This is a genomic window from Pseudonocardia asaccharolytica DSM 44247 = NBRC 16224 (assembly GCF_000423625.1).
Lineage (GTDB): Bacteria > Actinomycetota > Actinomycetes > Mycobacteriales > Pseudonocardiaceae > Pseudonocardia > Pseudonocardia asaccharolytica.
Map to the genome: position 1 here is coordinate 108,228 of NZ_AUII01000002.1, position 22,962 is coordinate 131,189.

Sequence of the window (22,962 nt, forward strand, 5' to 3'; positions counted from 1 at the left end):
ATGTGAGGGCCCGCGACGGGGGCGAGCTGAACGGGTCAGGCCCACATCGGAGGAGGGCCGCGCAGCACCAATGGCCCGAGCGCGGCGCGGGCGCAGCGGCCGATGGCGGCCGGCGCCGGCACCGCGAGGGTGGGCAGCGGACGGTTGACCGGCGGCGGGACGAGCCGTCGGGGCAGCCGTCGCAACAGTGCCGCGAACAGCGCCAGCAACGCCCGATCGGCCTCCCTGACCATGGCGCCCGTGACCAGCGTCGCCCCGGCGTGCATCGCGAGCATCCCCGGCCACGTGAAGGTCGCCGGGTCGGCGGCGTGCGGATGCGCGAGCACATGCATGACCTCGTGCATGAACAGCTGTCCGCCGCCGAGGACCAGCAGCAGCCCGAGGGTGGACCGGCAGGCGTCGGCCAGGCCGGACATCAGGCTCGCGAGCAGCGGGAACAGCACGACCAGCAGGGTCAGGTCGGGGATGGCGCCACCCGCTGCGACGTGGCCGACAGCCGTCAGGAGGGTGCTCATCGCGGCCACGGTGAGACCCCGTGCCCCACGCAGACGGCGTGCGCCGGTTGCTGCGGTGCGGCGCCTCATATCCGCGACGGTAACGCCTCCGGTGCCGCGTCGACGTCACCGGGGCGGTTCGGGCGCCGGTCGCCGCCCGGGCCGGTGGTCAGGAGCGAACGCCCAGATGGCCGAGCAGGTCGGTCTCGACCCGGTCCAGCTCCCCGGACACGGCACGGAACGCCGTGCGCCGCCGCGGCACCGGCATCTGCTCGGCGGCCCGTACCGCGACGGTCAGGTCCACCAGCCGGGGCCGGGTGTCGAGGACGAACTTGTGGGCCGCCCCGGTGGCGTACGCAGGCTCGCCCGCGTCGAGCTGGGTGAGCGCCTCGGCGACCCGGTCGATCCGGGCATGCAGCGCCCCCCCGCGGCCGGAGTAGGTCGACAGCTGATCGGGCGCGACACCGAGCTTGCGGGCCCGGTGGGTGTCCCATTGGGCGCGCGCCGCACCGGCCGCGGCGAGCGCGTACGGCGCGAGCAGCGGCGCGACGACCTTGCCGATGCCGATCAGCCGCTTCGCCTTGGCGGGGGTGAGCGTGCCGCGGTCCTTGCGGTCGGCGTCGGCCCGCTGCTTCTCGCCCTTCGCCCGCGTGCGGGCCTCCTCCCGCCCGGCGCCGTCTTCGGCCGGTGAACCGGATCTCCTCCGGAGTCGCATCTCGTCCTCCTCGTCCCCCGCACCCCGAGGTTGCGGGCAGCTTAGAGGCAGGACGTCGCCGTGGCAGGCGCGGAGGTTGTCGGACCGGGTCTCTACTCTCGGATATGTGACGGCGACGGTGAACAGCGCGACCGATTCGGCCGCATCCGGGCCAGTCGTGGTGTCGCTGGACGCCTCGGTGACGACGCGGTGCCGGCGGCGCGTGCATCTCGACCACGATCCGCGGGCCGCAGGCGAGCCTCAGGCCCTGCCCGATCCGCTGATCGAACAGCGCCGGGCCGACGCGGCTGCCCACCGCGAACGGATCGGCGCGGCGCTCGCCGCCGCGCACCCGGAGCACTGGTGGCGGGTACCGGCGGCGGCCACCGCGCACGAACGGGCCGCGGCCACCGCGGAGGCGGTCACGGCCGGTGCCCGGTTGATCTGGGGTGCGCAGCTGCCGCGCGACCAGGCCGCGGGCCGGCGGGGTGGCGCCGAGCTGCTGGTACGGGCGCCGGACGGCGGATATCTCCCGGTCATCGTCGTCCGGCATCGCATCACCGACCCGGGTGCGGGCGCGCTGACCTCGCCGGTGCTGGCCCCGTTCCCGGACCGGGCGGCGGCCAATCCCACGCGCAAGATCCGTTCGCAGCCGCGTGACCTGCTGCGGCTCGCGCATCTGGCCCGGATGCTCGGCGGCGCGGGATGGGCCCCGGCCGCCGAGCTGGCCGTGAGCTCGCTCGGCGGTGTCATCGGGATGGACGCCGATGTCGTGGTCTGGCATGACCTGCAGGCCGAGCATTGGCCGGGGGGCCGCAGCACCCTCGACGAGTACGACGAGCGCTTCGCCGACCGCGTCGCCGTCGCCACCGCCGCGGCCGTCGGCGCTCCGGCCATGGCGCATCCTTCGCGGATCACCGAGTGCCGCCGCTGCCCATGGTGGCCGACCTGTGAGGCCGCGCTGACCCGCGAGCAGGACGTGAGCCTGGTGGTGCGCGGCGAGGTGGCCGTGACGATGCGCTCGGCCGGGGTCGGCACGGTGGCGGACCTCGCCGAGCTCGATCCGGCGGCCGAGCCGCCGGTCCCGCTGCCCGGGATGTCCTTCCGCGACGCGGTCGCGCTCGCCAGGGCCTGGCAGCGCGGGCTGTCCGTGGTGCGCAGGGTGGCGCGGGTCCCGGTGCCGCGCGCCGACGTGGAGGTCGACGTCGACATGGAGAGCTTCGGCGAGGCCGGGGCCTATCTGTGGGGCGCGCTGCTCAGCTATCCCGGCGGCGTCCGTCCCGGGGACGAACCGGCCGGCTATCGGGCGTTCGTCACCTGGGACCCCGTCCCCACCCAGGACGAGCGCCGCTCGTTCGCCGAGTTCTGGACGTGGCTGTCGCGGATCCGATCCGCCGCCGCGGCGAGCGGGCGCAGCTTCGCCGCCTACTGCTACAACGAGCAGGCCGAGAACCGCTGGCTGATCGCCTCGGCCCGCCGGTTCGCCGGGCAGCCGGGGATCCCGCGGGTCGCAGAGGTCGAACGGTTCATCGCGACGCCGGCGTGGATCGATCTGTTCGCGCTGGTCAGCGAGTGGTTCCTGTGCGCGCACGGCAAGGGTCTCAAGCGCATCGCTCCCGCCGCGGGCTTCGCCTGGCGCGATCCGGAGGCCGGCGGGGAGAACTCGATGCGCTGGTATCGCGACGCCGTCGGCATGGACGGGGCGCCGCCCGAGCTCGCGCAGCGGCAGCGCCTGCTGCGGTACAACGAGGACGACGTCGTGGCCACGAAGGCGCTGCGCGAGTGGATGACCTCCCCCGCGGTGGAGCACGTCCCGCTGGCGGCCGACCTCTAGCCCGCGAGTCGGGGTATTTCCGAGCGCGAGTCGCGGTATCTCCGAGTGCGAGTCGCGGGATTCCCGCGAGCACGGGCGCCTTGCCAAGGTGTGGCATGGCGCCTCGTAAGCACGAGCAGCGCGGCCCGCACGGGGCCGCGTCGAGCACGCACTACCTGGGCACATCGACCGCGATGGCGGTGCTGGCCCGCGGCGGGAACGCGTTCGACGCCGCCGTCGCCGCCGGCTTCGTCCTGCAGGTGGTCGAGCCGCACCTGTGCGGGCCCGGCGGGGAGGTTCCCGCGGTCTTCGTCACCGCGTCCGATCCGAGGCCGCGGGTGCTGTGCGGGCAGGGCGTCGCGCCCGCCGCGGCGACCACGGCCCATCTGCGTGACGAGCTGGGGTTGCGGCTCGTGCCCGGAACCGGGCTGCTCGCCGCGGCCGTCGGCCGCAGCCGGGAGGCGCAGATCGACGCCGCCCGCGACGCGTGGTACCGCGGGTTCGTCGCCGAGGAGATCGAGACGTTCTGCCGCCTCCCGGTCCGGGACGAGTCCGGCCGCGACCACGCCGGGCTGCTCACCGCGGCCGATCTCGCCGGCTGGCGGGCGACGTACGAGGACGCGGTGTGCGTCGACACCGGCGACGGCTGGACGATCGCCAAACCCGCCGGTTGGTCGCAGGGCCCGGTGCTGCCGCAGATCCTGCAGCTGCTGCGCGGCTTCGAGCCGACCTATCGCGACGGCGTCGCCACGGCCGACACCGTGCACGTCGCGGCCGAGGCGGCCAAGCTCGCCTTCGCCGACCGGGAGGCGTGGTATGGCGACAGCCTCGATACCCCGGTGTCGCTCGACGCTCTGCTGTCGCGGGCGTACGCGGACGAACGCCGGGCGCTGATCGGCGCGGACGCGTCGACGGGGCTGCGGCCCGGTCGTCCGGGCGGCTTCGAGCCGCGACTCGCCGCCCGGCTCACCCGATCCGTTGATCTTCCCGAGGCCGAAGCCCCGGGGTCGGGCGAACTGACCGTGAGCCGCAGCGGGGTGACCCGCGGCGACACCGTGCACGTGGACGTCGTCGACGCGGCCGGAAACATGATCTCCGCGACGCCGTCGGGGGGCTGGCTGCAGTCCTCCCCGACGATTCCGGCACTGGGATTCTGCCTCGGCACCCGGGCCCAGATGTTCTGGCTGGAGGACGGGCTGCCCAGCTCGCTGGTGCCGGGCAGGCGGCCCCGCACGACCCTGAGTCCGTCGCTCGCGCTGCGCGACGGGGAGCCCCGGATCGCGTTCGGCACACCGGGTGGGGATCAGCAGGACCAGTGGCAGCTGTGCTTCTGGCTGGGGTACACCGTGGCGGGCCTGGACCTGCAGGCCGCGATCGACGCCCCGGCCTGGCACTCCACGGCGTTCCCGGCGTCGTTCGCGCCGCGGGGCTGGCAGCCGGGCGGGCTGGTCGTGGAGTCCCGGCTGGGTGCCGCGACGCTCGCCGAGCTGCGCCGCCGGGGCCATCACGTCACCGACGCGGGGCCGTGGGCGCTGGGCCGGCTGTGCGCGGTGGGCCGCGGCGGGAACGGGCTGCTGCGAGCCGCCGCCGACACCCGTAGCGGCGTCGGCGCCCCCTCCGCGTTCTGATGCCGAGCGCGCGGATACCGCGACTCGGGCTCGGAAACACCGCGCCTCGCGGGCGTAGCCTGGCGGGCATGGTGCTGTTCGGACACGGCAAGTCGCAGCAGGTCACGGCGGAGCAGGCGCTGCCGGGACGTTCCACGCCGTTGATGGTGCCGCAGCAGCACGTCGTCAACGGCAACCGCATCCAGCCGCCGTTCCCGGACGGGCTCCAGACGGCCGTGTTCGGGATGGGCTGCTTCTGGGGAGCCGAGCGGATCTTCTGGCAGGCGCCGGGCGTCTACTCCACCGCCGTCGGCTATGCGGGTGGGTTCACCGAGAACCCGACCTACGAGGAGGTGTGTTCCGGACTGACCGGGCACACCGAGGTGGTGCTCGTGGTGTTCGACCCGGCCACGGTGGGCTACGAGGGCCTGCTCAAGATCTTCTGGGAGAACCACGACCCGACCCAGGGCATGCGCCAGGGCAACGACCGCGGCACCCAGTACCGCTCGGCGATCTACTACACCGACGACGCGCAGCGCGAGCTCGCCGAATCGACCGCCACGGCCTACGGCGACGCCCTGCGCGCCGCCGGACGCGGGGAGATCACCACCGAGATCGCCCCGCTGCGCCAGTTCTACTGGGCCGAGCACTACCACCAGCAGTACCTGGCCAAGGTGCCGGGCGGCTACTGCGGCATCGGCGGCACCGGCGTGGCCTGCCCGGTCGGCACGGGCGTCACTCCCGAGCGAGGCTGACTGCGGGCAGCGGGTGGCGAATGTCCGGGGCCGCGCCGGGTATCCCGGGCGTGTGGCGGTGCTCAACGTTCTGATCGACCGCGACCCACAGCAGGTGTGGGACGTGCTCAGCGACGGCTCGGCGTACGCGGACTGGGTGGTGGGCACCCGGCACATCGAGGACGTCGACCCGCACTGGCCGGAGCTGGGGTCGCAGATCCGGTATGCGCTCGGGTTCGGCCGTTGGACGATCGAGGACGTCACGACGGTGCGGCTGGTGGAACCGGGACGCCGGCTGGAGCTGGAGGCGTACGCCGGCCGCCTGGGCAGCGCCCGGATCTCGATCGCGCTGCTGCCCTGGGGCGAGGAACGCACGCTGGTGATCGTCGACGAGCACCCGCTCACCGGCCCGGGAGCGCTGTGGCACACGCTGCTGGTGGACGTCCTGCTGCGCTTCCGGAACCAGCGCATGGTCCGCTCGCTGGCCCGGCTGGTGCACGAGCGGCACCCGGCCTGAGGCTCCGCGGCTCAGCGCCCGATGCCGAGCCGGATGCCGGCCGCGGCGGCGCGCTGCGCGTGGGCGCGGGTGGCGTGCAGCGCCGCCCGCGCCGCGTTGGCACCGCAGGCGCCGTGCACCGCCCCGCCGGGGTGCGCGGACGAGGAGGCCAGGTACAGGCCGGCGATGGGGGTCTCGGGCCGGCCCAGCCCCGGCGTGGGGCGGAACACCAGCTGCTGGTGCACCGAGGTGGTGCCACCGTTGATCGCGCCGCCGACGAGATTGGCGTTGCTGGCCTGCAGCTGTCCCGGCGCGGTGATGCGGCGCGCGATGACCAGCTCCCGCCACCCGGGCGCGTAGCGCTCGATCTGGGCTTCGAGTCGGTCGGCGAACGCCTCTCGTTCGCGCTCGTCCCAGGAACCGGTGAGGTCCCCGCCGGCGTCGCCGCGGACCCGGCGTGGCACGTGGGTGTAGGCCCACAGTGACTCGGTGCCCCGGGGTGACCGGCACGGGTCGGCCGTGGTCATCTGCCCGGCCAGCAGGAATGGGCGCGCCGGCACCCGGCCCATCGAGATCTGCGCGGTGTACTCGGTCATCTCGTCCAGGCTCGCGGCGACGTGCACGGTGCCTGCCCCGGCGACCCCGGTGGCCTGCCAGGGCACCGGAGCGCGCAGCGCCCAGTCCACCTTGAACGTCGAGTAGTCCCACTGGAAGCGGCGCAGGTCGTCGCGTAGCCGTGGTGGCAGATGCTCCCAGCCGACGAGCCCGCCGTAGAGCTGGGTCACCGCGGTCGCTGCGAGCACCGCGCGACGCGCGGGGATCTCCTCGCCCGACGCGGTGCGCACCGCGACGGCCCGCCCGCCTCGCACCACGACCTGCCGCACGGCGTCCCCGCACCGCAGCACACCACCGTGCTGCTCCAGCCGCCGCACCAGCGCCGCGGTGAGTTGCCCGGAACCACCCTCGGGGACCGGCCAGCCGTACTGGTGACCGAGCATTGCCAACAGCCAGCCGTATACGGTGCTGCCCGCGGACTCGGGCATCAGGTCCGCGTGCAGTGCGCAGCCGGCGAGCAGCAGCGCCGCCGGTCCGGAGAACTCCTCCTCGGCCAGCCTGCGCACTGGAAGCAGGGCGAACCGGGTGAATCGCAGCAGCCCGGTCAGGCGCAGCTTCGCGACCAGCCGCAGACCCGTGCGGATCGGCGGGAACGGGACGAACAGCGCGTCGAGCAGGTGCGGCCCCAGTTCCTCCCACAGCCCGTACAGCCGGCGCCAGGCCGCACCGTCGCCGGCGGCCAGCTCGTCGAGCCCCTCGGCGGTGCGGTGCAGGTCGCGCGACAGCACCGCGGCACGGCCGTCGGGAAGCGGGTGGGCGAGCACCTCGTCGGCGTGCAACCAGCGCAGCCCGTACCGTTCCAGCTCCAGCGAACCGATGGCGCGCGACGAGATGGCCATCGGGTAGAAGGCGCTGCAGTGGTCGTAGACGAAGCCGTCGGCCGGGCCGGGTCCGCTGCGTACCCCGCCGCCCGGTTCCGGCTGCTCCTCGCAGACCACGACCTGCCAGCCGGCGTCGGCGAGGATGTTGGCCGCGACCAGGCCGTTCGGTCCAGCCCCGATCACCACCGCGTCCGGGGTACCCACGCTGCTGGGTGTCGTCATTCCAGCGAGGTACCCCGCTCGCCCGCCGCGAACCGGACGCGCCGCTCCGGAACCGTCGGCCGCTACCCCGGGCGGGCGGCCCGGGGCGCGGCGTCGCGGGGAGCGGACATCCGGTCAAACGACGCAGGGCCGTTCGGGTGACGCTGGAGTTCAACCACGATGCTGGGCGAGGATGGGGACATGGCCATTGCCTGGACGACGGTGTCCGCTCCGGCCCCGATCGAAGCCCTCACCGTCGGCGCGAGCGCCGATGGCTCGGTCGTGCACGTCGGTTTCGGCGACGCTCCGGGCGGGGTCCGCGAGGCGGCACGCCGGCTCGGCGAGGATCTCGTGGCCGACCCGGAGCGGACGGCCCCGGTCGTCGCGCAGCTCACCGAGTACCTCGCCGGTACCCGGCGGGTATTCGATCTGGACATCGACTGGCGGGCGACCAGCGGTACCCAGCGCACGGTGTTGCAGACCCTGTTCGCCGGCGTCGGCTACGGGGAGACGATCAGCTACGGCGAGCTGGCGATCCGCTGCGGGGCCTTCGACGAGCACTGGGCGGCCGCCCGCGGCGTTGGTTCGATCATGGGTTCGAATCCGATCCCGGTGATCGTCCCGTGTCATCGGGTGCTGGCCGCCGCCCGGCCGAACCGGCTCACCCTCGGCGGGTTCGGGGGCGGGCGCGCCGCCAAGGAATGGCTGCTGGCACTGGAGGGTGTGCTCACCCCGGCGCTGGACTTCGACGCCTCCTGACCCGCGACCGCATGGGTCCCGGGTCAGGGAGCGGCGCTACTCCGGCTCGGCTGCGGCCCCGGTGCCGGTGCGCCGGCCGGACGGTCCGGTGCTCGGCTCGCCCGCCCCGTTGCCGGACGGCCCGGCGCCGACGATCTGCGCGCCGTCGCCCTCCGGCGCGGTGGCGGAGACCGCCGCGGGCGGGGGCGGGGTCTCGGCGTCCTCGGCGGCGCGGGCCTGCACGCCCGACATCGTGCGCAGCGGCAGTTCCTTGATGAGCAGCGCGAGCACGAAGGCCACCACGAGTACCCCGGCGACCACGACGAACGTCAGCGCCATCGACTCGGCGAAGCCGATCAGGAACGGCCGCGCCAGCCGCGGGTCGATGTGCTGCAGGAACGACGAGTCGTTGAGCACCCCGGTGCTGTCGACGCCGCCACCGCCGTTCAGCGCGCCCAGCACCGGCTCGTTGGCGGGGTTGCTGCGCACCGCGGGATCGGTCAGCGCGCTGCGGAACTCGGGCGTGCCCGCCGCGGCCCGGAAGGCGTCGGCGATCTTGTCACCGACGGTGGAGAACACGATCGAGAGGAAGACGGCGACGCCCATGGTGCCGCCGAGCTGCCGGAAGAAGGTGGCCGACGCGGTGGCGACGCCCATGTCTCGGGCGGGCACCGCGTTCTGCACGGCGAGCACGAGGGTCTGCATGCAGCATCCGAGGCCGAGCCCCAGCATCGCCATGTAGAGGTTGAGCTCCCACAGCGGCATGTCAACGGTGATCCTGAAGTGCATGAGCAGCATCGCGCCGATCATGAGCGCGGTGCCGATGACCGGGAAGATCTTGTACCGGCCGGTGCGTGAGGTGATCTGGCCGGTGGTGATCGAGGCCAGCATGATGCCGGCGACCAGCGGCAGCATCAGAAAGCCCGATTCGGTGGGTGTCACCCCGTGCACGATCTGCAGGAACAGCGGCAGCAGCACGATGCCGCCGAACATGCCCATCCCGATGACGAACCCCGCTGCGCCGGTCGTCGCGAAGACCCGGTTGCGGAACAGCCGCAGCGGCAGCAGCGCGTCGTCGCCGTAGTGCCGTTCGGCGAGCACGAACGCCACCAGTCCGACGATGCCGATCAGGTAGCAGACGAGGGCCTTGGTCGAGTCCCAGCCCCATTCGCGCCCCTGCTCGGCGACGATCAGCAGCGGCACGAGGCCGATCGCCAGCGAGACGGCGCCGGGCCAGTCGATGCGGTGCGCCCGCCGGGTGTGCGGGACGTTGAGCACCCTGGCCACGACGGCCAGCGCGATCGCGCCGAGTGGAACGTTGACCAGGAAGATCCAGCGCCAGCCGTCGATCCCCAGGATGGTCGGCTGGCCCGACAGCACGCCGCCGATGATCGGGCCGATCACGCTGGAGGTGCCGAACACCGCGAGGATGTAGCCCTGGTACCGGGCCCGCTCCCGGGGCGGGACGATATCGCCGAGGATGGTCAGGGCCAGCGCGAACAGGCCGCCCGCGCCCAACCCTTGCACGGCCCGGAACGCGGCGAGTGAGTACATCGACGTCGCGAACGTGCACAGCACCGAGCCGAAGATGAAGATCGAGATCGCGATCAGGAAGAACGGCTTGCGGCCGTAGAGGTCCGAGAGCTTGCCGTACAGCGGGGTACTGATCGTTCCGGTGATGAGGAACGCCGTCGTGGCCCAGGCCTGCAGACTCAGCCCGCCGAGGTCGTCGGCGATCACGCGGATCGCGGTCGAGACGACGGTCTGGTCGAGCGCGGCGAGGAACATGCCCAGCGCGAGACCGACCAGGATCGTGAGGATCTGGCGATGGCTGAGCTCTCCCGGGTCGCGCGTCGGCGGGACCGGTGCGCGAGTCGCTACGCCGGCGGCCTCCGTGGTCATCAGATTCCCCCTCCGGGCCGGCCCGCGATCGCGGCCGGTACGTCGTGACGTTGGAAGTCGGCGGTGAACCGCCCGAGGAGCTCGACGAGCTGGCGGCGCTGTTCGCGGGGCCAGTCGGCGATGGTTGCGGCGATGACCTCGGCCCGGTAGCGGCGGCTGTGCTCGAGCGTCTCCAGGCCCTGCTCGGTGACGGCGAGCAGGCTGGCGCGGCCGTCCTGCGGGTCGGCCTGCCGCTCGATCAGGCCCTCCTTGACCAGCGCCGCGACCCGCCGGCTCACGGTGGACGGGTCGGCGCAGACCGCCTCGGCGACGTCCACGACGCGCTGCGGACCCTCGGTCGCGAGGCGGACGAGGACCTGGAAGCCGGCCCGGTCCATCCCGGCGGCGCCCGGATATCGGGCGGAGCGTTTGACGAGCCGGATCAGCATCGCGAGCTCGCGGGCGAGCGCGTCCGCGAGCTCGAGGTCCTCGGAGGTGAGCGCCTCTCGACCCACCGTCATCACATCCTGACTTTGCCCCACCTTTACCTTGCGTGCGTCACGCAAGAAGTTGCAATGGTCAACCATGCACCTGCTCGGCGGCCCGCGGCAACCCGGATTCCCGGTGCCGGCCATGAGAGCCCGGCCACAGTGCCGACGGTCGTGCCTACGATTGCCGCGTGCCCGCGCCGCCCACGACCCAGATCCCGGACGTCTTCGACCCCCGGATCTTCGCCGCCGGTGTCCCGCACGACGCGCTGCGTTTCCTGCGCGACCGCCACCCCGTCTGCTGGCAGGACGAGCACGAGGTCGGCATCTGGCCCGCCGGCCCCGGCTTCTGGGCGGTCACCCGCTACGCGGACGTCTGGCATGTGCTGCGCAGCCCGCAGGACTTCTCCTCCGCGCTCGGCGCCACCCAGATCCGCGACCCGGACCCCGCCGACCTGCCGTTCATCCGCCGGATGATCCTGAACATGGATCCGCCCGAGCAGACCAGGCTGCGCAGGCTGGTCACCGGCGCCTTCAGCCGCCGCCGCCTCGAACGGTTCACCGACCAGATCACGCAGCGGGCCCGCGACCTGCTCGACACCGTCGCCGGGGCCGGGGAATGCGACCTGCCCGCCGACGTGACCGACGAGTTCCCGCTGCTGAACCTGGCCGACCTGCTCGGCGTCCCGGCCGCCGACCGGGCGCTGCTGCTGGAGTGGACCAACCGGGTCATCGGCTACCAGGACCCGGAGCACGGCAGCGTCGCCTACGACGCCGACGGCAAGCCGATCAACCCGCGCTCGCCGGCCGCGCTGGCCGATATGTTCGACTACGCGCAGGCGCTCGCCGAGCGCAAACAGCGGGAGCCCGCGGACGACGTGCTGACCGCGCTGGTGCACGCCGAGGTCGACGGCGAGCGGCTCACCGACGCCGAGCTGAAGATGTTCTTCTTCCTGCTCGTCATCGCCGGCAACGACACCGTGCGCAGCGCGCTGCCGGGCGGGGTACTGGCCCTCGTCGAGCACCCGGACGCGTACGCCCGGCTGCGGGCCGACCTCACCCGCCTGCCGCTCGCCATCGAGGAGATGCTGCGCTGGCACCCACCGGTGCTGACCTTCCGCCGTACCGCCACCCGTGACCTGACGCTCGCCGGCCGGCCGATCGCCGAGGGCGACAAGGTCGTCGTCTACCACGTCTCGGCACATCGCGACGAGCGACAGTTCCCCCGGCCCGATGTCTTCGACCCGGCCCGGGAGCCGAACGACCATCTCGCGTTCGGTCAGGGCCCGCACCTGTGCCTGGGGGCGGCGTTCGCCCGGATGCAGATGCGGATCTTCTTCACCGAGTTCCTCACCCGGCTGCCACAGGTCGAACTCGCCGATGCGCCCCGCCGGCTGACCTCGAACTTCATCAACGGGCTGAAGTCGCTGCTGCTGCGCTGGTGAGCCAAGACGCCCGTCCCAGATGCGTTATGGCTCCATAGTGCGCATCGGCGGCGGGCGCGGACCGCGTTATGGCTCCATAGTGCGCACGGCAGCCATTCGGTGATCGCCGTAGCGCGGGCCGCTATGGGAAAGTGAAGCGGGCAGCGACGAAACGGCGGAGATGATGGGGACGAAGACGGTCGCCGGGGCCGATGGGCGGACCTGGCTGGTGCGCCGGAACATCGAATGGTCCACCCCCGCCACCGGGGACGACTTCGAGCACGACGTGGACGGCGGGCGCGGGGCCGCCGTGATCATCCTCTCCGCGCTGTTCCTGTTCTGGGTCATCCTCATCGCGTGGGCGCCGGCCCAGGTGCACATCCCGTGGTGGCTCTGGGTGCTCGCGGTGCTGGCGGCCGGGTTCTTCCCGGTGCGCTGGCTGCTGCGCAGACCGTGGACGATCGTCGCCAAGACCGAGGGCAGCTACGAGGACGGCCTGCCCCCCGAGCACTGGTCGGGGATGGTCCGTGGTCTCACCCGGTCGCGCGAGGAGATGCGGGTGGTGATGCGCAGCCTGCGTACCCGAGCCACCCCGGGATACGCCGACAGCCCGTTGCAGCCGGTGAACTAGGTCGTGCCCGAGCTGCCGGAGATCGAGGCGCTGGCACACCACCTGCGCGAGCACGCCGTGTACCGGCCGGTCGCGCGGGTCGACGTGGCCAGCATGAGCGTGCTGAAGACCGTCGACCCGCCGGTGTCCGGGCTGGCCGGGCGGGTCGTCACCGGGGCGGCCAGGTACGGGAAGTTCCTCGCCGTCGAGTTCGCCGACCGGCCCGGAGCGCCGCTGCACCTGATCACCCATCTGTCCCGGGCCGGCTGGCTGCGCTGGCACGAGACCGCGACGGTCACCCCGCCCAAACCGGGCCGCGGGCCGCTCGCGCTGCGCGTCCACCTCGATGCGGTGGGCGGGCCGGGGTTCGACCTCACCGAGGCGGGCACCCAGAAGCGGCTGTCGGTCCACCTGGTCTCCGATCCGGCTCAGGTCCCCGGCATCGCGCGGCTGGGGCCGGACGCGCTGGCGCTGAGTCGCGACGAGTTCGCCGAACTGCTCGCCGACCGCTCCGAACGAATCAAGACGCTGCTCGTCGACCAGGCCACGATCGCCGGAATCGGAAACGCCTACAGCGACGAGATCCTGCATACCGCGGCGTTATCGCCCTATACCGGGGGCGGGCGGCTCACCGACGCACAGATCGACGCCCTGCACGCCGCGTTGCGCTCGGTCCTCACCGACGCCGTCGACCGGTCGGTGGGGCAGGGCGCCGCCACGTTGAAACAGGAGAAGCGCTCCGGGTTGCGGGTGCATGCCCGCACGGGGCTTCCCTGCCCGGTCTGCGGGGATACCGTGCGGGAGGTGTCCTTCGCCGCCCGCTCGTTCCAGTACTGTCCCGGCTGCCAGACCGGTGGTAAGCCGCTCGCCGACCGGCGGCTGTCCCGGCTGGTGAAATGAGGGTCGGAAGGTGGAGGATCTGCTCAACTCGCCGACCGCGCTGCTGGTGCTGGTGGGCATCATCGTCGCCGTCATCGTCGTGGCGCTGTTCCTGCAGCTGCGCAGGGCCCGGCGCAACACCTTCGCCACCCCGCTGGAGCGGGCCACCTTCGCCACCCTGCACACCGTGGCGCTGGCCGCGCCCGCGCTGCGCGAGGGCCTCTCGCCGAGCTCGGCCGCGTTCGCCCTGCCCTACCTGCGGACGTTGCTGGAGACCTGTGCGCTCACCATGACCGACGCCCGCGGCGAGACGCTGGCCTGGGACGGCGACGCCGACCAGCACGAGCCCGACGTCCGGTCGCTGGCCGACCAGGTGATCTCCACCGGGCGCCAGCAGGTCGCCTCGCACTCGACGATCTCGTGCGACCGCCCCGACTGCGAGGTCCGCGGCATCGTGGTGGTCCCGCTGGAGACCGACGGCGCGATCGTCGGGACGCTCGCCGCGCTGACGACCTCGACCGCGGGGCCGGTGCTGCTGCGGGCCACGGCCGAGGTCGCGCGCTACGTCTCCAGCCAACTCGAGCTCGCCGAGCTCGACGAGTCGCGCGCCCGGCTGGCCCGCGCCGAGGTCCGCGCGTTGCGCGCGCAGATCTCCCCGCACTTCGTCTACAACGCGCTGACCACCATCGCCTCGTTCATCCGCACGGATCCGATGCGCGCCCGTGAGCTGCTCATCGAGTTCGCCGACTTCACCCGCTACTCGTTCCGCGCCGCAGGCGAGTACACGACGCTGTCGGACGAGCTGACCAACATCGAGCGCTACATCTCGCTGGAGAAGGCCCGCTTCGGCGACCGGCTCAACATCAAGCTGCAGATCGCGCCCGAGGTGCTCAACGTGGTGCTGCCGTTCCTGGCGCTGCAGCCGCTGGTGGAGAACGCCGTGCGGCACGGGTTGTCCGGCAAGCCGCACGGCGGCACGATCACGATCACCGCAGAGAACGCGGGCGCCGAATGCGTGATCATCGTCGAGGACGACGGCGTCGGGATGGACCCGGCTCGGCTCACCGAGGACCTCGACGATGCCCATCTCTCCGGCGCGCACGTCGGCCTCGGCAACGTCGACGACCGGATGCGTTCGGCCTTCGGTGACGACTTCGGGCTGGTGGTCGACACCAACATCGGAGCCGGTATGAAGATCACGTTACGGGTACCGAAGTTCCGGGCGGGTATCCGCGTCTGAGCCCGCTCGCGCGTACCGTAGCGGCATGGATTCACTCCGCATCCCGGACCGGCTCGTGTCCCGCCTACCGGGACGGTTCGGGGAACGCGCGGATCGCAGCGTGGTGTCGCTGGTCCGGCTGCACGGGGTGATCACTCCCGCAGCCACGCCGGTCCCCCGGGCACTGATCAACATCGCAGTCCTCGACAAGGTCCTGGAGCGCGCGTTCGCTCCCGATCGGCTCGCCGCCGTCGCGCTGCAGATCAACTCGCCGGGCGGCTCGGCCACCCAGTCGGCACTGGTGGCCGACCGGATCCGAGGCCTCGCCGTTGAGCACGACGTCCCGGTGCTGGCCTTCTGCGAGGACGTCGCCGCGTCCGGCGGGTACTGGCTGGCGTGCGCCGCCGACGAGATCTACGCGCATGCGACGTCGCTGGTCGGATCGATCGGGGTGGTCACCCAGAGCTTTGGGCTGGAGGGTCTGCTGCAGCGCGTCGGCGTCGAGCGCCGCCTCTACACGGCCGGGGAGTGGAAGTCGCGGCTGGATCCGTTCCTGCCCGAGAAGCCCGAGGACGTCGAGTGGTTGCGCGGCCTGCAGGGACAGCTGCACGAGATGTTCCAGCAGTGGGTGATCGAGCGCCGTGGTGACCGGCTGAAGACCGGGGCGGACCTGTTCACCGGCGACGTCTGGACCGGCGCGAAGGCGGTCGAGCTCGGCCTCGTCGACGGGTTGGGGACACCGCAGGCGGTCCTGGCCGAGCGCTTCCCGGACGCGGAGATCACCACCGTCGAGGCGCGCAAGCCGCTTCTTGCCCGGCTTGGCCTGGGGGCCCCCGCGGCGCTGTCCGCGCCGCTGGACGCGCTGCTCGGAGCCGTCGAGGCGGTGGACGTGCGGACCCGCTGGGCGCGCTACGGTTTGTAGCGCGGCGTGACCGCTCGGATTCGTTCGGTACCGGAATGTGGATGTGCCCTGGCACTCCGCCCGATTCGCCGTCACGATAGTCGACGGGGTGGGGTGATCGTTCCGACCACCCGCTGGAGTGCCGAAATCGGCAGGATGAGGAGATCGTGGACAGTAGCGACAGCTCCGGAGGCCTGGTCGTCCTGGCGGTGGATGACGAGCAGCCGGCTCTCGAAGAACTGGCCTTCCTGCTCGCCGAGGATCCTCGGGTCGGCACGGTGCTCAAGGCCTCCGACGCCACCGAGGCGCTGCGCATCCTGAACAGCAGGCAGGGTGTGCGCGATGTCCCGCAGGTCCCCGGCCGCGGCGGGGCCCCGCACCCGGTGACCGGCACCAGGCTGGCCGAGCGCACCGACGTCGACGTCGTGTTCCTGGACATCCGGATGCCTGGTCTCGACGGTCTCGAGCTCGCCAGAGTCTTCTCCTCGATGGCCACCCCGCCATCGGTGGTGTTCGTGACCGCGCACGACGACCGCGCCGTCGACGCCTACGAGGTCGGCGCCGTCGACTACCTGCTCAAACCGCTGCGCTCGGAGCGGCTGGCGGCGTCGCTCGACCGCATCCTCGCCAGCCGCACCGCCACCGCCGCCGAACCCGCGCAGCCCGACAGCAGCGAGGACGAGGTCATTCCCGTCGAGCTCGCGGGCACCACCAAGCTCGTGCCACGGTCGGCGGTGCGCTATGTCGAGGCTCAGGGCGACTACGCCCGGCTGCACACTCACGACGGCAGCCACCTGGTGCGCATCCCGCTCTCGGTGCTCGAGGACCGCTGGCGCGACGCCGGGTTCGTCCGGATCCACCGGTCGTTCCTGGTGGCGCTGCCGCTGGTCACCGAGCTGCGGCTGTCCGGTTCCGGCTACGTCGTACGCGTCGGTTCGGGTCCGGACACCGCGGAGCTCCCCGTCAGCCGCCGGCACACCCGTGAGCTGAAGGACCGTCTGGTACGCGCGACGAAACAGGCGTGGAGCCAACGGTGAGCACCTACACCGACGGTGCTCCGCCGTCGGTGTCGTCCGGGATGCGAAATGGCCCGGACGGTCAGCAGGAGCCGAGCCCGGTACCCGCAGCCGGGCCGCACGACCCACCGCAGGCGGCCGGCGATCACACCGACCCGCCCGAGCCCGCCGAGCCGAGCTCGGGGCCGGTCTGGCTGCAGGCCGAGATCCGGCGGCGGATGGAGGTCAACCGCTCGGCGGGCGGGGGGCGGCACGCGCGCCGCGAGGGGGTGGACCGGCCGGGCATCGAGGACTACCTGGGGCGCGACGACGAGCCCGGGCCGGGCGTGCGCCGCCCCGCCTCCCCCCCGGCCGCCCCGGAATCCGACAACGTGCCCCCGCCCGGCCGCCCGGAAGCCTCGCCGGCCATCCACCGCCCGCCCCGGCCCGCCTGGATGGCCCGTACCGACACCGCCGACACCCTGCACCCGCCGATACCACCGGAGCCGGCTACCCCGCCGGCCAGGATCTTGGGCACTTCCGCGCCGCAGTCGCCCTCCGGCATCCCGGAGCCCGACCCCGGCCCCCCCACCGCCGATCTCACCAGCCGCGACGATCCCGCCACCCCCACCCCCACCCGGGTCCGTATCGTGCTCTCCGAACGTAAGGCCAGCGCCGCCCGCTCGGTCCGCACGGTCGTCGACGTACAGGAGCTGACGCCGGTCGGGGACCTCCTGCGCACCAACCTCATCGGCAGCCAGCTCGGCGCCGCGCTGCGGGTCGCGGCGGTCGCCGGACTCGTGCTCGCGGTGTTGCCCGCATTGTTCGCCCTGTTCCCGGAGCTCGGACGGATGAGCGTCCTCGGGCTCCGGCTGCCCTGGCTGCTGCTCGGCGTGCTCGTCTACCCGTTCCTGCTCGGGCTGGGCTGGTGGTACGTCCGGTCCGCGGAGAGGGCCGAGCAGGAGTTCGCCGACCACGTGCAGGACTGAGGGCAGTTGAGCACATCAGCACTCATCGCGTTGGCGGCGATCGCATTGGTCGGCGTCATCTCGGCCATCATCGGTTCGCTCGGGGTGCGGGTCGCCCGCAGCACCTCGGACTTCCTGGTCGCCTCCCGCACCGTGGGTCCCCTCGCGAACGCCAGCGCGATCTCCGGGGAGTATCTGTCCGCCGCGACGTTGCTCGGTGTCGCCGGGCTGATCCTGCGGGAGGGCGCCGATGCGCTCTGGTACGCGATCGCCTTCACGGCCGGGTATCTCGCGCTGCTGCTGTTCGTCGCGGCGCCCCTGCGCCGCTCGGGGGCCTACACGGTGCCCGACTTCGCCGAGGTCCGGCTCGGCTCGTCCCGGCTGCGCCGGGTGTGCACGCTGTTCGTGCTGCTCATCGGATGGCTCTACCTGCTGCCGCAGCTGCAGGGTGCCGGGCTGACGCTGACCATCCTGACGGGGCTGCCGGGCTGGATCGGGGTCGCCGGGGCCGGGATCGTCGTCGTGCTGACCGTGATCGGTGGCGGGATGCGGTCGATCACCTTCGTGCAGGCGTTCCAGTACTGGCTCAAGCTGACCTCGGTCGCGGTGCCCGCCCTGATCATCGGCGGGCTGTTCCTGTCCGACGCCCGCACCTTCGACCGGCCCTCGGCGCCGCAGTTTCCGGTCGATACCTCGGTGCGCATCCGCACCGACGTCGTGCTGCAGGTCGGCGGCCCGGTGACCTTCAACGCCACCGGGGAGGTCGACGGCCACGAGGTGGAGGGGCAGGTGCACTGGGAGCCGGGTGAGCACGTCATCCGGGCGGGCAGCTCGCTGCGGTTCGCGTCCGGCACCGAGGTGCCGACCCCCGTCGGCTCCCCGATCACCGACCAGGAGTGGCTCAACCCGATGTCGGGCTCGGCGCCGAACCAGCTGCTGGAGATCTACTCGATCTTGATCGCCGGATTCCTCGGCACCATGGGGCTGCCGCACGTGCTGGTCCGCTTCTACACCAATCCCGACGGCGAGGCCGCCCGCCGCACGACCGTCCTCGTGATCGCGATGATCGGCGGGCTCTATCTGCTGGTGACGCAGCTCGGCGCGCTCTCCCGGCTCTACACCCCGCAACTGCTGGTCACCGGGCAGACCGACGCTGCGGTGCTGATGATGCCGACGGCCGCGCTGGGTGCGGGCTGGTTCGGCTGGATGATCAGCGGGCTGGTCGCGGCGGGGGTGGCGGCGGCGTTCCTGGCGACGTCGTCGGGGCTGGTCGTCAGCCTGGCCGGGGTGCTGTTCACCGATGTGCTGACCGGGCGGCTGCGCGACTTCCGGTTCGCCGCGGTGCTCTCCTCGATCCTCCCGATCGTGCTGGCCCTCACGGTCACCCGCCTGGATTTCGCGTTGACCGTTCCGCTGGTGTTCGCCGTGGCCGCCTCGACGTTCTGCCCGTTGCTGGTGCTGGGCATCTGGTGGCGGGGGTTGACGCCCGCCGGCGCGATCGCCGGCGTCCTGGTCGGCGGTGGCCTCTCGGCGGCCGCGGTCGCGGTGAGCCTGTTCGCGTCGGTGCGGCCGGGGCTGCTCGGCGTGTTGCTGCTGCGGCCGGCCGCGGTCACCGTGCCCGCCGCGTTCCTGACGATGATCGTGGTCAGCCTGCTGACCCGCTCCGGGGTGCCCGCCGACGTCGACCGGACGCTGCTGCGGCTGCACGCCCCGGAGCGGCTCGGCCTCACCGCCTCCAGGTTCGACGCGCGCGACGATCGGTGAGTGCGGCGCTCCCCGATCGGGCCCGGTCGCTCACCCGTGCATGACGCCGGGCGTGCGAGGATTTGGCGCATGACTGGTCCCGCCGTCCCAGCCGTCCCGGCCGCCGACCTGCCCGCGGACGCTGCCCTGCTCGACATCCGGGAGGCCGACGAGTGGGCGGCCGGTCATGCACCGACCGCCGAGCACCTGCCGATGTCGGAACTGACCGGCAGGCTCGACGAGCTGCCCGACTCCGATCCGCTCTACGTCGTCTGCCGCTCCGGCGGCCGCTCCGCCCGGGTCGTCGCCTATCTGGCGGCGCAGGGCTACCCGGCCGTCAACGTCGACGGCGGGATGAAGGCATGGGCGGGTCTCGGCCGGGAGATCGTGGCCGAGGGCGGCCGCGCCCCGGAGATCATCTAGCCGCAACCCGGTGCCTGCCGTGTCCGCCCACCGACCGCAGTGGCTGACGTGCTCGCGCTGCGGGCGTCAGTCCGCGCCGGCGGCCGGTCCGTTCTGCCCGTACTGCGGGCGGTATCTGGCGCCGCTGCGCTGGGTGGCCGAGCCGCCGCCGTCCGCGTCGGAGTTGCCGGTGCCACCCCGGGGGCGGTCCGGATACGCCGGGCCGCCGCGGTATCAGGTCCCGCCGCTGTGGGGGTTCCCGGTCCGGCCGTGGGGCGCCGCGGAGCAGCCGGACCCGCCGCGGACGGTCGCGGCCGTCCGCTCGATCGCGCACACCGCGACCATGGTGCTGTGGGTTCTGGCGGTCGTCGCGGTGCTCGCGGCGGGCGCCGAGGCATGGCGCTACGGGCTGCTGGTCGCAAGCCGGTCGGGTGCGCTGGCGGCCGGCGCGGTCGCCGCGTCGGACATGCTGGTCGTCGGGGTGGGTTGGTTCGCCGCGGTGCTCGGTCTGGTCGCCGGCGTCCTCGTCGTGTGCTGGTCGGTGCGGGCGCAGCAGGCGGCGGCCGAACGCGGCGGGTACGTCCCGTCCCGCTCGCCGCGCGCGATGGTGCTGGGCTGGGTGGTTCCCGGGGTGAACCTGTCGGTACCCGGCGCGGTGCTCGCCGAGATCGAGCACGGCGGCCTCGACCGAGCGGCCGATGCCCGGCCCCGTCCCTCGCGCCTGCTGTTGATCTGGTGGGCGCTGTGGGTGGCCGGCCTGGTGCTGACCGCTGTGGTGTTGGCGTGGTCGTTTCGCTCCGGGGTGCAGGCGATGGCCGACGGTGTCGTGCTGCACGCGGTGCTCGACCTGGTTGCGGCGGCCACGGCGGTGGTCACCGCGCTGGTCGTGCACCGGCTGACCCGCCTGCTCGAGCCGCCTCGCGAGATGCGTCGCGAGGTGCTGGTCGCGGTGTACCCACCGGCCACCCACCGCTCCAGCCCGAGGCACCCGCTACGGTCGGCGTCCTGATGGCCAAGAAGACACGTAGCCGGGAGTCCGCCCCCGGTGAGAACCCCCGCCGTCCCTGCCCCTGCGGATCGGGCAAGCGGTATAAGGCCTGCCACGGCCGCGGCGACGACGTGATCGTCACGCGGCCGTTCGCCGGGCTGGCGGCCGAGCCGGACCTGGTGGCCATGCGCGAGTTCCTGCCCTCGGCCGTGGCGCCCCTGCCGCTGCGCGAGGCGCCCGACGTTCCGGTCACGCTCGCCACCGTGCTGCCCGGGGCGTCCGCCGCCCTGGTCCGGCCCAGCGGCGAGATCCTGCTCGCGATGCAGATGCAGACCCGCTCCGGCGACCTGTCGGCCGACCTGGCCAGGGCGTTGCGGTGGGCGCAGTCGGCGGCGCCGGGGAGCGCGCTGCCGGTGGTCGGACCCGGCATCGGCGGGGATGCTCTGGTGCGACTGCAGGACGTGCTGGATCCGGAGGCGCCGCTGGAGCTCACGGTGCACCAGGACTTCGGCTGGTGGCTTGACCGCAGCGCCGGCGAGCCCGGCCCGGAGATCCAGGCGACGCTGGAGCGGGCCAATTCGGTGATCATGCCGACGGAGCCGGTCATCGCGGAGGGGGTGCGCGCCGCGTACTGGGTCGACACCGGCAGCAAGGCCCATCTGCGCTGGGTGCGCCCCGAGCCGGAGGAGACGCTGATGGCCGCGCTGGCCCGGTTGCAGGCCCGCGGCGAGCTGGCGCTGGCCGAGGGCACCCGCTACGCGGGCGCGTTCCGGGCGCACGGGCTGGTCGTCCCGGTCTGGGACCTCGACCGGGAGTCGCATCCCAAGGAATGGGTCGCCCCGGCCGCCGGTTTCGCCGCCCGCCTCGAGGCCACCGTCGCCGGGCTGGCTGACGAGCCGCTGACCGATGTCGAGCGTCGGTCCCGCGACGCCCTGCTGGGCAAGCAGATCACCCTGCGCTGAGCCACCCGTGAGTGCGTAGCAGTGTTAGAACACTGTTACGCACTCACGGGCGCGGGAGCGCGGCGTAGCCGACGAAGGCCACGACGTCGATCAGCGTGTGCGCGGCCACCAGCGCCCAGAGCCGGTTGGCGCGCTGCCAGTAGCGGCCGAACACCAGCCCCATGGCCACGTTGCCGACGAACCCGCCGAGGCCCTGGTAGAGGTGGTAGCCGCCGCGCAGCACGGCGGCGGCCAGCACCGAACGGTTCTCCGACCAGCCGAGCTGGCGCAGCCGGGTCAGCAGGTAGCCGATCATGACGATCTCCTCGGCCCATCCGTTGGCCGCGGCCGCCAGCAGGAGCACGGGGAGTCGCCACCAGGTGTCGTCCAGTGTCGTGGGCGCGATGGTCACGCTGACCCCGATCGCCCGCGCCAGCAGGTAGAGCCCGAGCCCGGGGATGCCGATGAGGGCGGCCAGCCCGACCGCTGCGCCGGCGTCGTGCACCGGCCTGCGGGCGTCGAGGCCGACGGCGCGCAGTGCCAGCCCGCCGCGGATCAACAGGTATGCCCCGAGCGCGCCCCAGCCGACGAGCTGCAGGACCCGGGTGAGCTGGAACGCGAGATCGACGAGCCCGGCCCGCGCCGCGGGCGCGTTGAGCGCGACCTGCTGCTCGTTGAGCGGGATCGGCGCCAGCAGCGCGTCGACCAGCGACAATCCGCCCCGCAGCGCCGAGAGCCCCAGCGTTACCGTCAGGACGACGAGAATCTCGGTGACGACGAGCCGTCGTCGCGCCGGGTCGTCGATCACGGGGACGGCGGCGGGCGGCGGAGCGAGCCAGCTGCGGAGGCCGTCGGTCACGTTCGGTGACGTTACCCGTCGGCGTACTCTGGTCACCGTGCGACAGCTGATCCTCTCCCCACGGTGGATCGCCTGGCACCTGCTGACCCTCGGCGCGATGGCCACCTGCGGCTGGCTGGCCATGTGGCAGTGGGGCAAGGCCGGATCCGCGATGGGCTCGGCGCTCAACGTGGGCTACGGCCTGCAATGGCCGGTCTTCGCGGTGTTCTTCGGGTACATGTGGTGGCGGTTCCTGCGGCTCGAGGTACGACGGCTGAAGAGCCTCGAAGAGGGCGACTCGGCGGGCTCCGGAACACCCGAGCCGGAACTACCCGTGCCACGGCGGGCCGAGCCGACGTTCTCGCCATTCGGGATCCGCAGCGCACCCGCGCCTTCGGTCACCGACGACGAGGATCCGGAGCTTGCCGAGTACAACCGGATGCTGGCCCGGCTTGCCCAGCAGGACGAGTGA

At 72.9% G+C, this 22,962-nt stretch carries 23 protein-coding genes; 17 read left to right on the forward strand and 6 right to left on the reverse strand.

Features of this window, described 5'->3' with window-relative positions; all coding sequences use genetic code 11:
• Positions 1-35: 35 nt before the first annotated feature.
• Together G567_RS26400 and G567_RS0102615 are read right to left on the reverse strand one after the other, a co-directional pair.
• A complete protein-coding gene (locus tag G567_RS26400) occupies positions 36-515 on the reverse strand; it encodes a hypothetical protein (RefSeq protein WP_147200885.1) in 480 nt (159 codons plus the stop codon).
• Between the two features lie 148 nt (positions 516-663).
• Positions 664-1,209, reverse strand: coding sequence for a DUF6474 family protein (locus G567_RS0102615; protein WP_028928740.1), 546 nt, complete (start codon positions 1,207-1,209; stop codon positions 664-666).
• Positions 1,210-1,315: 106 nt separating this feature from the next.
• On the opposite strand from G567_RS0102615, the gene G567_RS0102620 reads away from it, so the two are divergent.
• The 4 genes from G567_RS0102620 to G567_RS26405 all read left to right on the forward strand — a co-directional run bounded on the left by G567_RS0102620 (position 1,316) and on the right by G567_RS26405 (position 5,859).
• On the forward strand, positions 1,316-3,022 hold the full coding sequence (locus tag G567_RS0102620) for a TM0106 family RecB-like putative nuclease (protein WP_245585510.1): 1,707 nt from the start codon (positions 1,316-1,318) through the stop codon (positions 3,020-3,022).
• A 95-nt stretch (positions 3,023-3,117) separates the two neighbouring features.
• Positions 3,118-4,629, forward strand: coding sequence for a gamma-glutamyltransferase family protein (locus G567_RS0102625; protein WP_028928742.1), 1,512 nt, complete (start codon positions 3,118-3,120; stop codon positions 4,627-4,629).
• Positions 4,630-4,697: 68 nt separating this feature from the next.
• Positions 4,698-5,363, forward strand: a complete 666-nt coding sequence (msrA, locus tag G567_RS0102630) for a peptide-methionine (S)-S-oxide reductase MsrA (RefSeq protein WP_028928743.1) — start codon at positions 4,698-4,700, stop codon at positions 5,361-5,363.
• Positions 5,364-5,415: 52 nt separating this feature from the next.
• Positions 5,416-5,859 carry an SRPBCC family protein gene (locus tag G567_RS26405; protein WP_037055570.1) on the forward strand — a complete coding sequence of 148 codons (444 nt, stop codon included), beginning with the start codon at positions 5,416-5,418 and terminating at the stop codon, positions 5,857-5,859.
• 11 nt (positions 5,860-5,870) lie between these two features.
• Here G567_RS26405 and G567_RS26410 read toward each other — a convergent pair whose 3' ends face one another.
• On the reverse strand, positions 5,871-7,496 hold the full coding sequence (locus G567_RS26410) for a phytoene desaturase family protein (RefSeq protein ID WP_084795771.1): 1,626 nt from the start codon (positions 7,494-7,496) through the stop codon (positions 5,871-5,873).
• Between the two features lie 180 nt (positions 7,497-7,676).
• On the opposite strand from G567_RS26410, the gene G567_RS0102645 reads away from it, so the two are divergent.
• Positions 7,677-8,234 carry a methylated-DNA--[protein]-cysteine S-methyltransferase gene (locus G567_RS0102645; RefSeq protein WP_028928744.1) on the forward strand — a complete coding sequence of 186 codons (558 nt, stop codon included), beginning with the start codon at positions 7,677-7,679 and terminating at the stop codon, positions 8,232-8,234.
• A 36-nt stretch (positions 8,235-8,270) separates the two neighbouring features.
• Here G567_RS0102645 and G567_RS26415 read toward each other — a convergent pair whose 3' ends face one another.
• Positions 8,271-10,115 (reverse strand): MDR family MFS transporter, encoded by a 1,845-nt coding sequence (locus tag G567_RS26415; RefSeq protein ID WP_084795773.1) that lies wholly within the window; start codon positions 10,113-10,115, stop codon positions 8,271-8,273.
• On the reverse strand, positions 10,115-10,615 hold the full coding sequence (locus G567_RS33825; protein WP_051232138.1) for a MarR family winged helix-turn-helix transcriptional regulator: 501 nt from the start codon (positions 10,613-10,615) through the stop codon (positions 10,115-10,117). Before G567_RS33825 ends, G567_RS26415 begins: the two co-directional genes overlap by 1 nt.
• A gap of 158 nt (positions 10,616-10,773) precedes the next feature.
• On the opposite strand from G567_RS33825, the gene G567_RS0102660 reads away from it, so the two are divergent.
• The 11 genes from G567_RS0102660 to G567_RS0102710 all read left to right on the forward strand — a co-directional run bounded on the left by G567_RS0102660 (position 10,774) and on the right by G567_RS0102710 (position 21,673).
• On the forward strand, positions 10,774-12,027 hold the full coding sequence (locus tag G567_RS0102660) for a cytochrome P450 (RefSeq protein ID WP_028928745.1): 1,254 nt from the start codon (positions 10,774-10,776) through the stop codon (positions 12,025-12,027).
• Positions 12,028-12,190: 163 nt separating this feature from the next.
• Complete coding sequence (locus G567_RS0102665) at positions 12,191-12,637, forward strand: hypothetical protein (RefSeq protein WP_028928746.1); 447 nt, start codon at positions 12,191-12,193, stop codon at positions 12,635-12,637.
• A gap of 3 nt (positions 12,638-12,640) precedes the next feature.
• Positions 12,641-13,516, forward strand: coding sequence for an Fpg/Nei family DNA glycosylase (locus G567_RS0102670; protein WP_028928747.1), 876 nt, complete (start codon positions 12,641-12,643; stop codon positions 13,514-13,516).
• Positions 13,517-13,526: 10 nt separating this feature from the next.
• On the forward strand, positions 13,527-14,735 hold the full coding sequence (locus tag G567_RS0102675; protein ID WP_084795777.1) for a sensor histidine kinase: 1,209 nt from the start codon (positions 13,527-13,529) through the stop codon (positions 14,733-14,735).
• Between the two features lie 25 nt (positions 14,736-14,760).
• Positions 14,761-15,636: a S49 family peptidase gene (locus G567_RS0102680; protein ID WP_028928749.1), complete on the forward strand. Its 876-nt coding sequence runs from the start codon at positions 14,761-14,763 to the stop codon at positions 15,634-15,636.
• Positions 15,637-15,782: 146 nt separating this feature from the next.
• Entirely contained in the window at positions 15,783-16,652 is an 870-nt protein-coding gene (locus G567_RS0102685) for a LytR/AlgR family response regulator transcription factor (protein ID WP_028928750.1), read from the forward strand.
• A complete protein-coding gene (locus tag G567_RS35330) occupies positions 16,649-17,599 on the forward strand; it encodes a hypothetical protein (RefSeq protein WP_211223828.1) in 951 nt (316 codons plus the stop codon). Before G567_RS0102685 ends, G567_RS35330 begins: the two co-directional genes overlap by 4 nt.
• Before the next feature lie 6 nt (positions 17,600-17,605).
• Complete coding sequence (locus tag G567_RS0102695; RefSeq protein WP_028928752.1) at positions 17,606-19,342, forward strand: sodium/solute symporter; 1,737 nt, start codon at positions 17,606-17,608, stop codon at positions 19,340-19,342.
• A gap of 69 nt (positions 19,343-19,411) precedes the next feature.
• On the forward strand, positions 19,412-19,744 hold the full coding sequence (locus G567_RS0102700) for a rhodanese-like domain-containing protein (RefSeq protein ID WP_028928753.1): 333 nt from the start codon (positions 19,412-19,414) through the stop codon (positions 19,742-19,744).
• A 19-nt stretch (positions 19,745-19,763) separates the two neighbouring features.
• Positions 19,764-20,732 (forward strand): DUF4328 domain-containing protein, encoded by a 969-nt coding sequence (locus G567_RS26430; RefSeq protein WP_245585511.1) that lies wholly within the window; start codon positions 19,764-19,766, stop codon positions 20,730-20,732.
• On the forward strand, positions 20,732-21,673 hold the full coding sequence (locus G567_RS0102710; protein WP_028928754.1) for a DUF5926 family protein: 942 nt from the start codon (positions 20,732-20,734) through the stop codon (positions 21,671-21,673). The genes G567_RS26430 and G567_RS0102710 overlap by 1 nt, the downstream gene beginning before the upstream one ends.
• A gap of 43 nt (positions 21,674-21,716) precedes the next feature.
• On the opposite strand, the gene G567_RS0102715 is transcribed toward G567_RS0102710, so the two are convergent.
• Positions 21,717-22,511 (reverse strand): CPBP family intramembrane glutamic endopeptidase, encoded by a 795-nt coding sequence (locus tag G567_RS0102715; protein WP_028928755.1) that lies wholly within the window; start codon positions 22,509-22,511, stop codon positions 21,717-21,719.
• A 37-nt stretch (positions 22,512-22,548) separates the two neighbouring features.
• On the opposite strand from G567_RS0102715, the gene G567_RS0102720 reads away from it, so the two are divergent.
• On the forward strand, positions 22,549-22,962 hold the full coding sequence (locus G567_RS0102720; protein WP_028928756.1) for a hypothetical protein: 414 nt from the start codon (positions 22,549-22,551) through the stop codon (positions 22,960-22,962).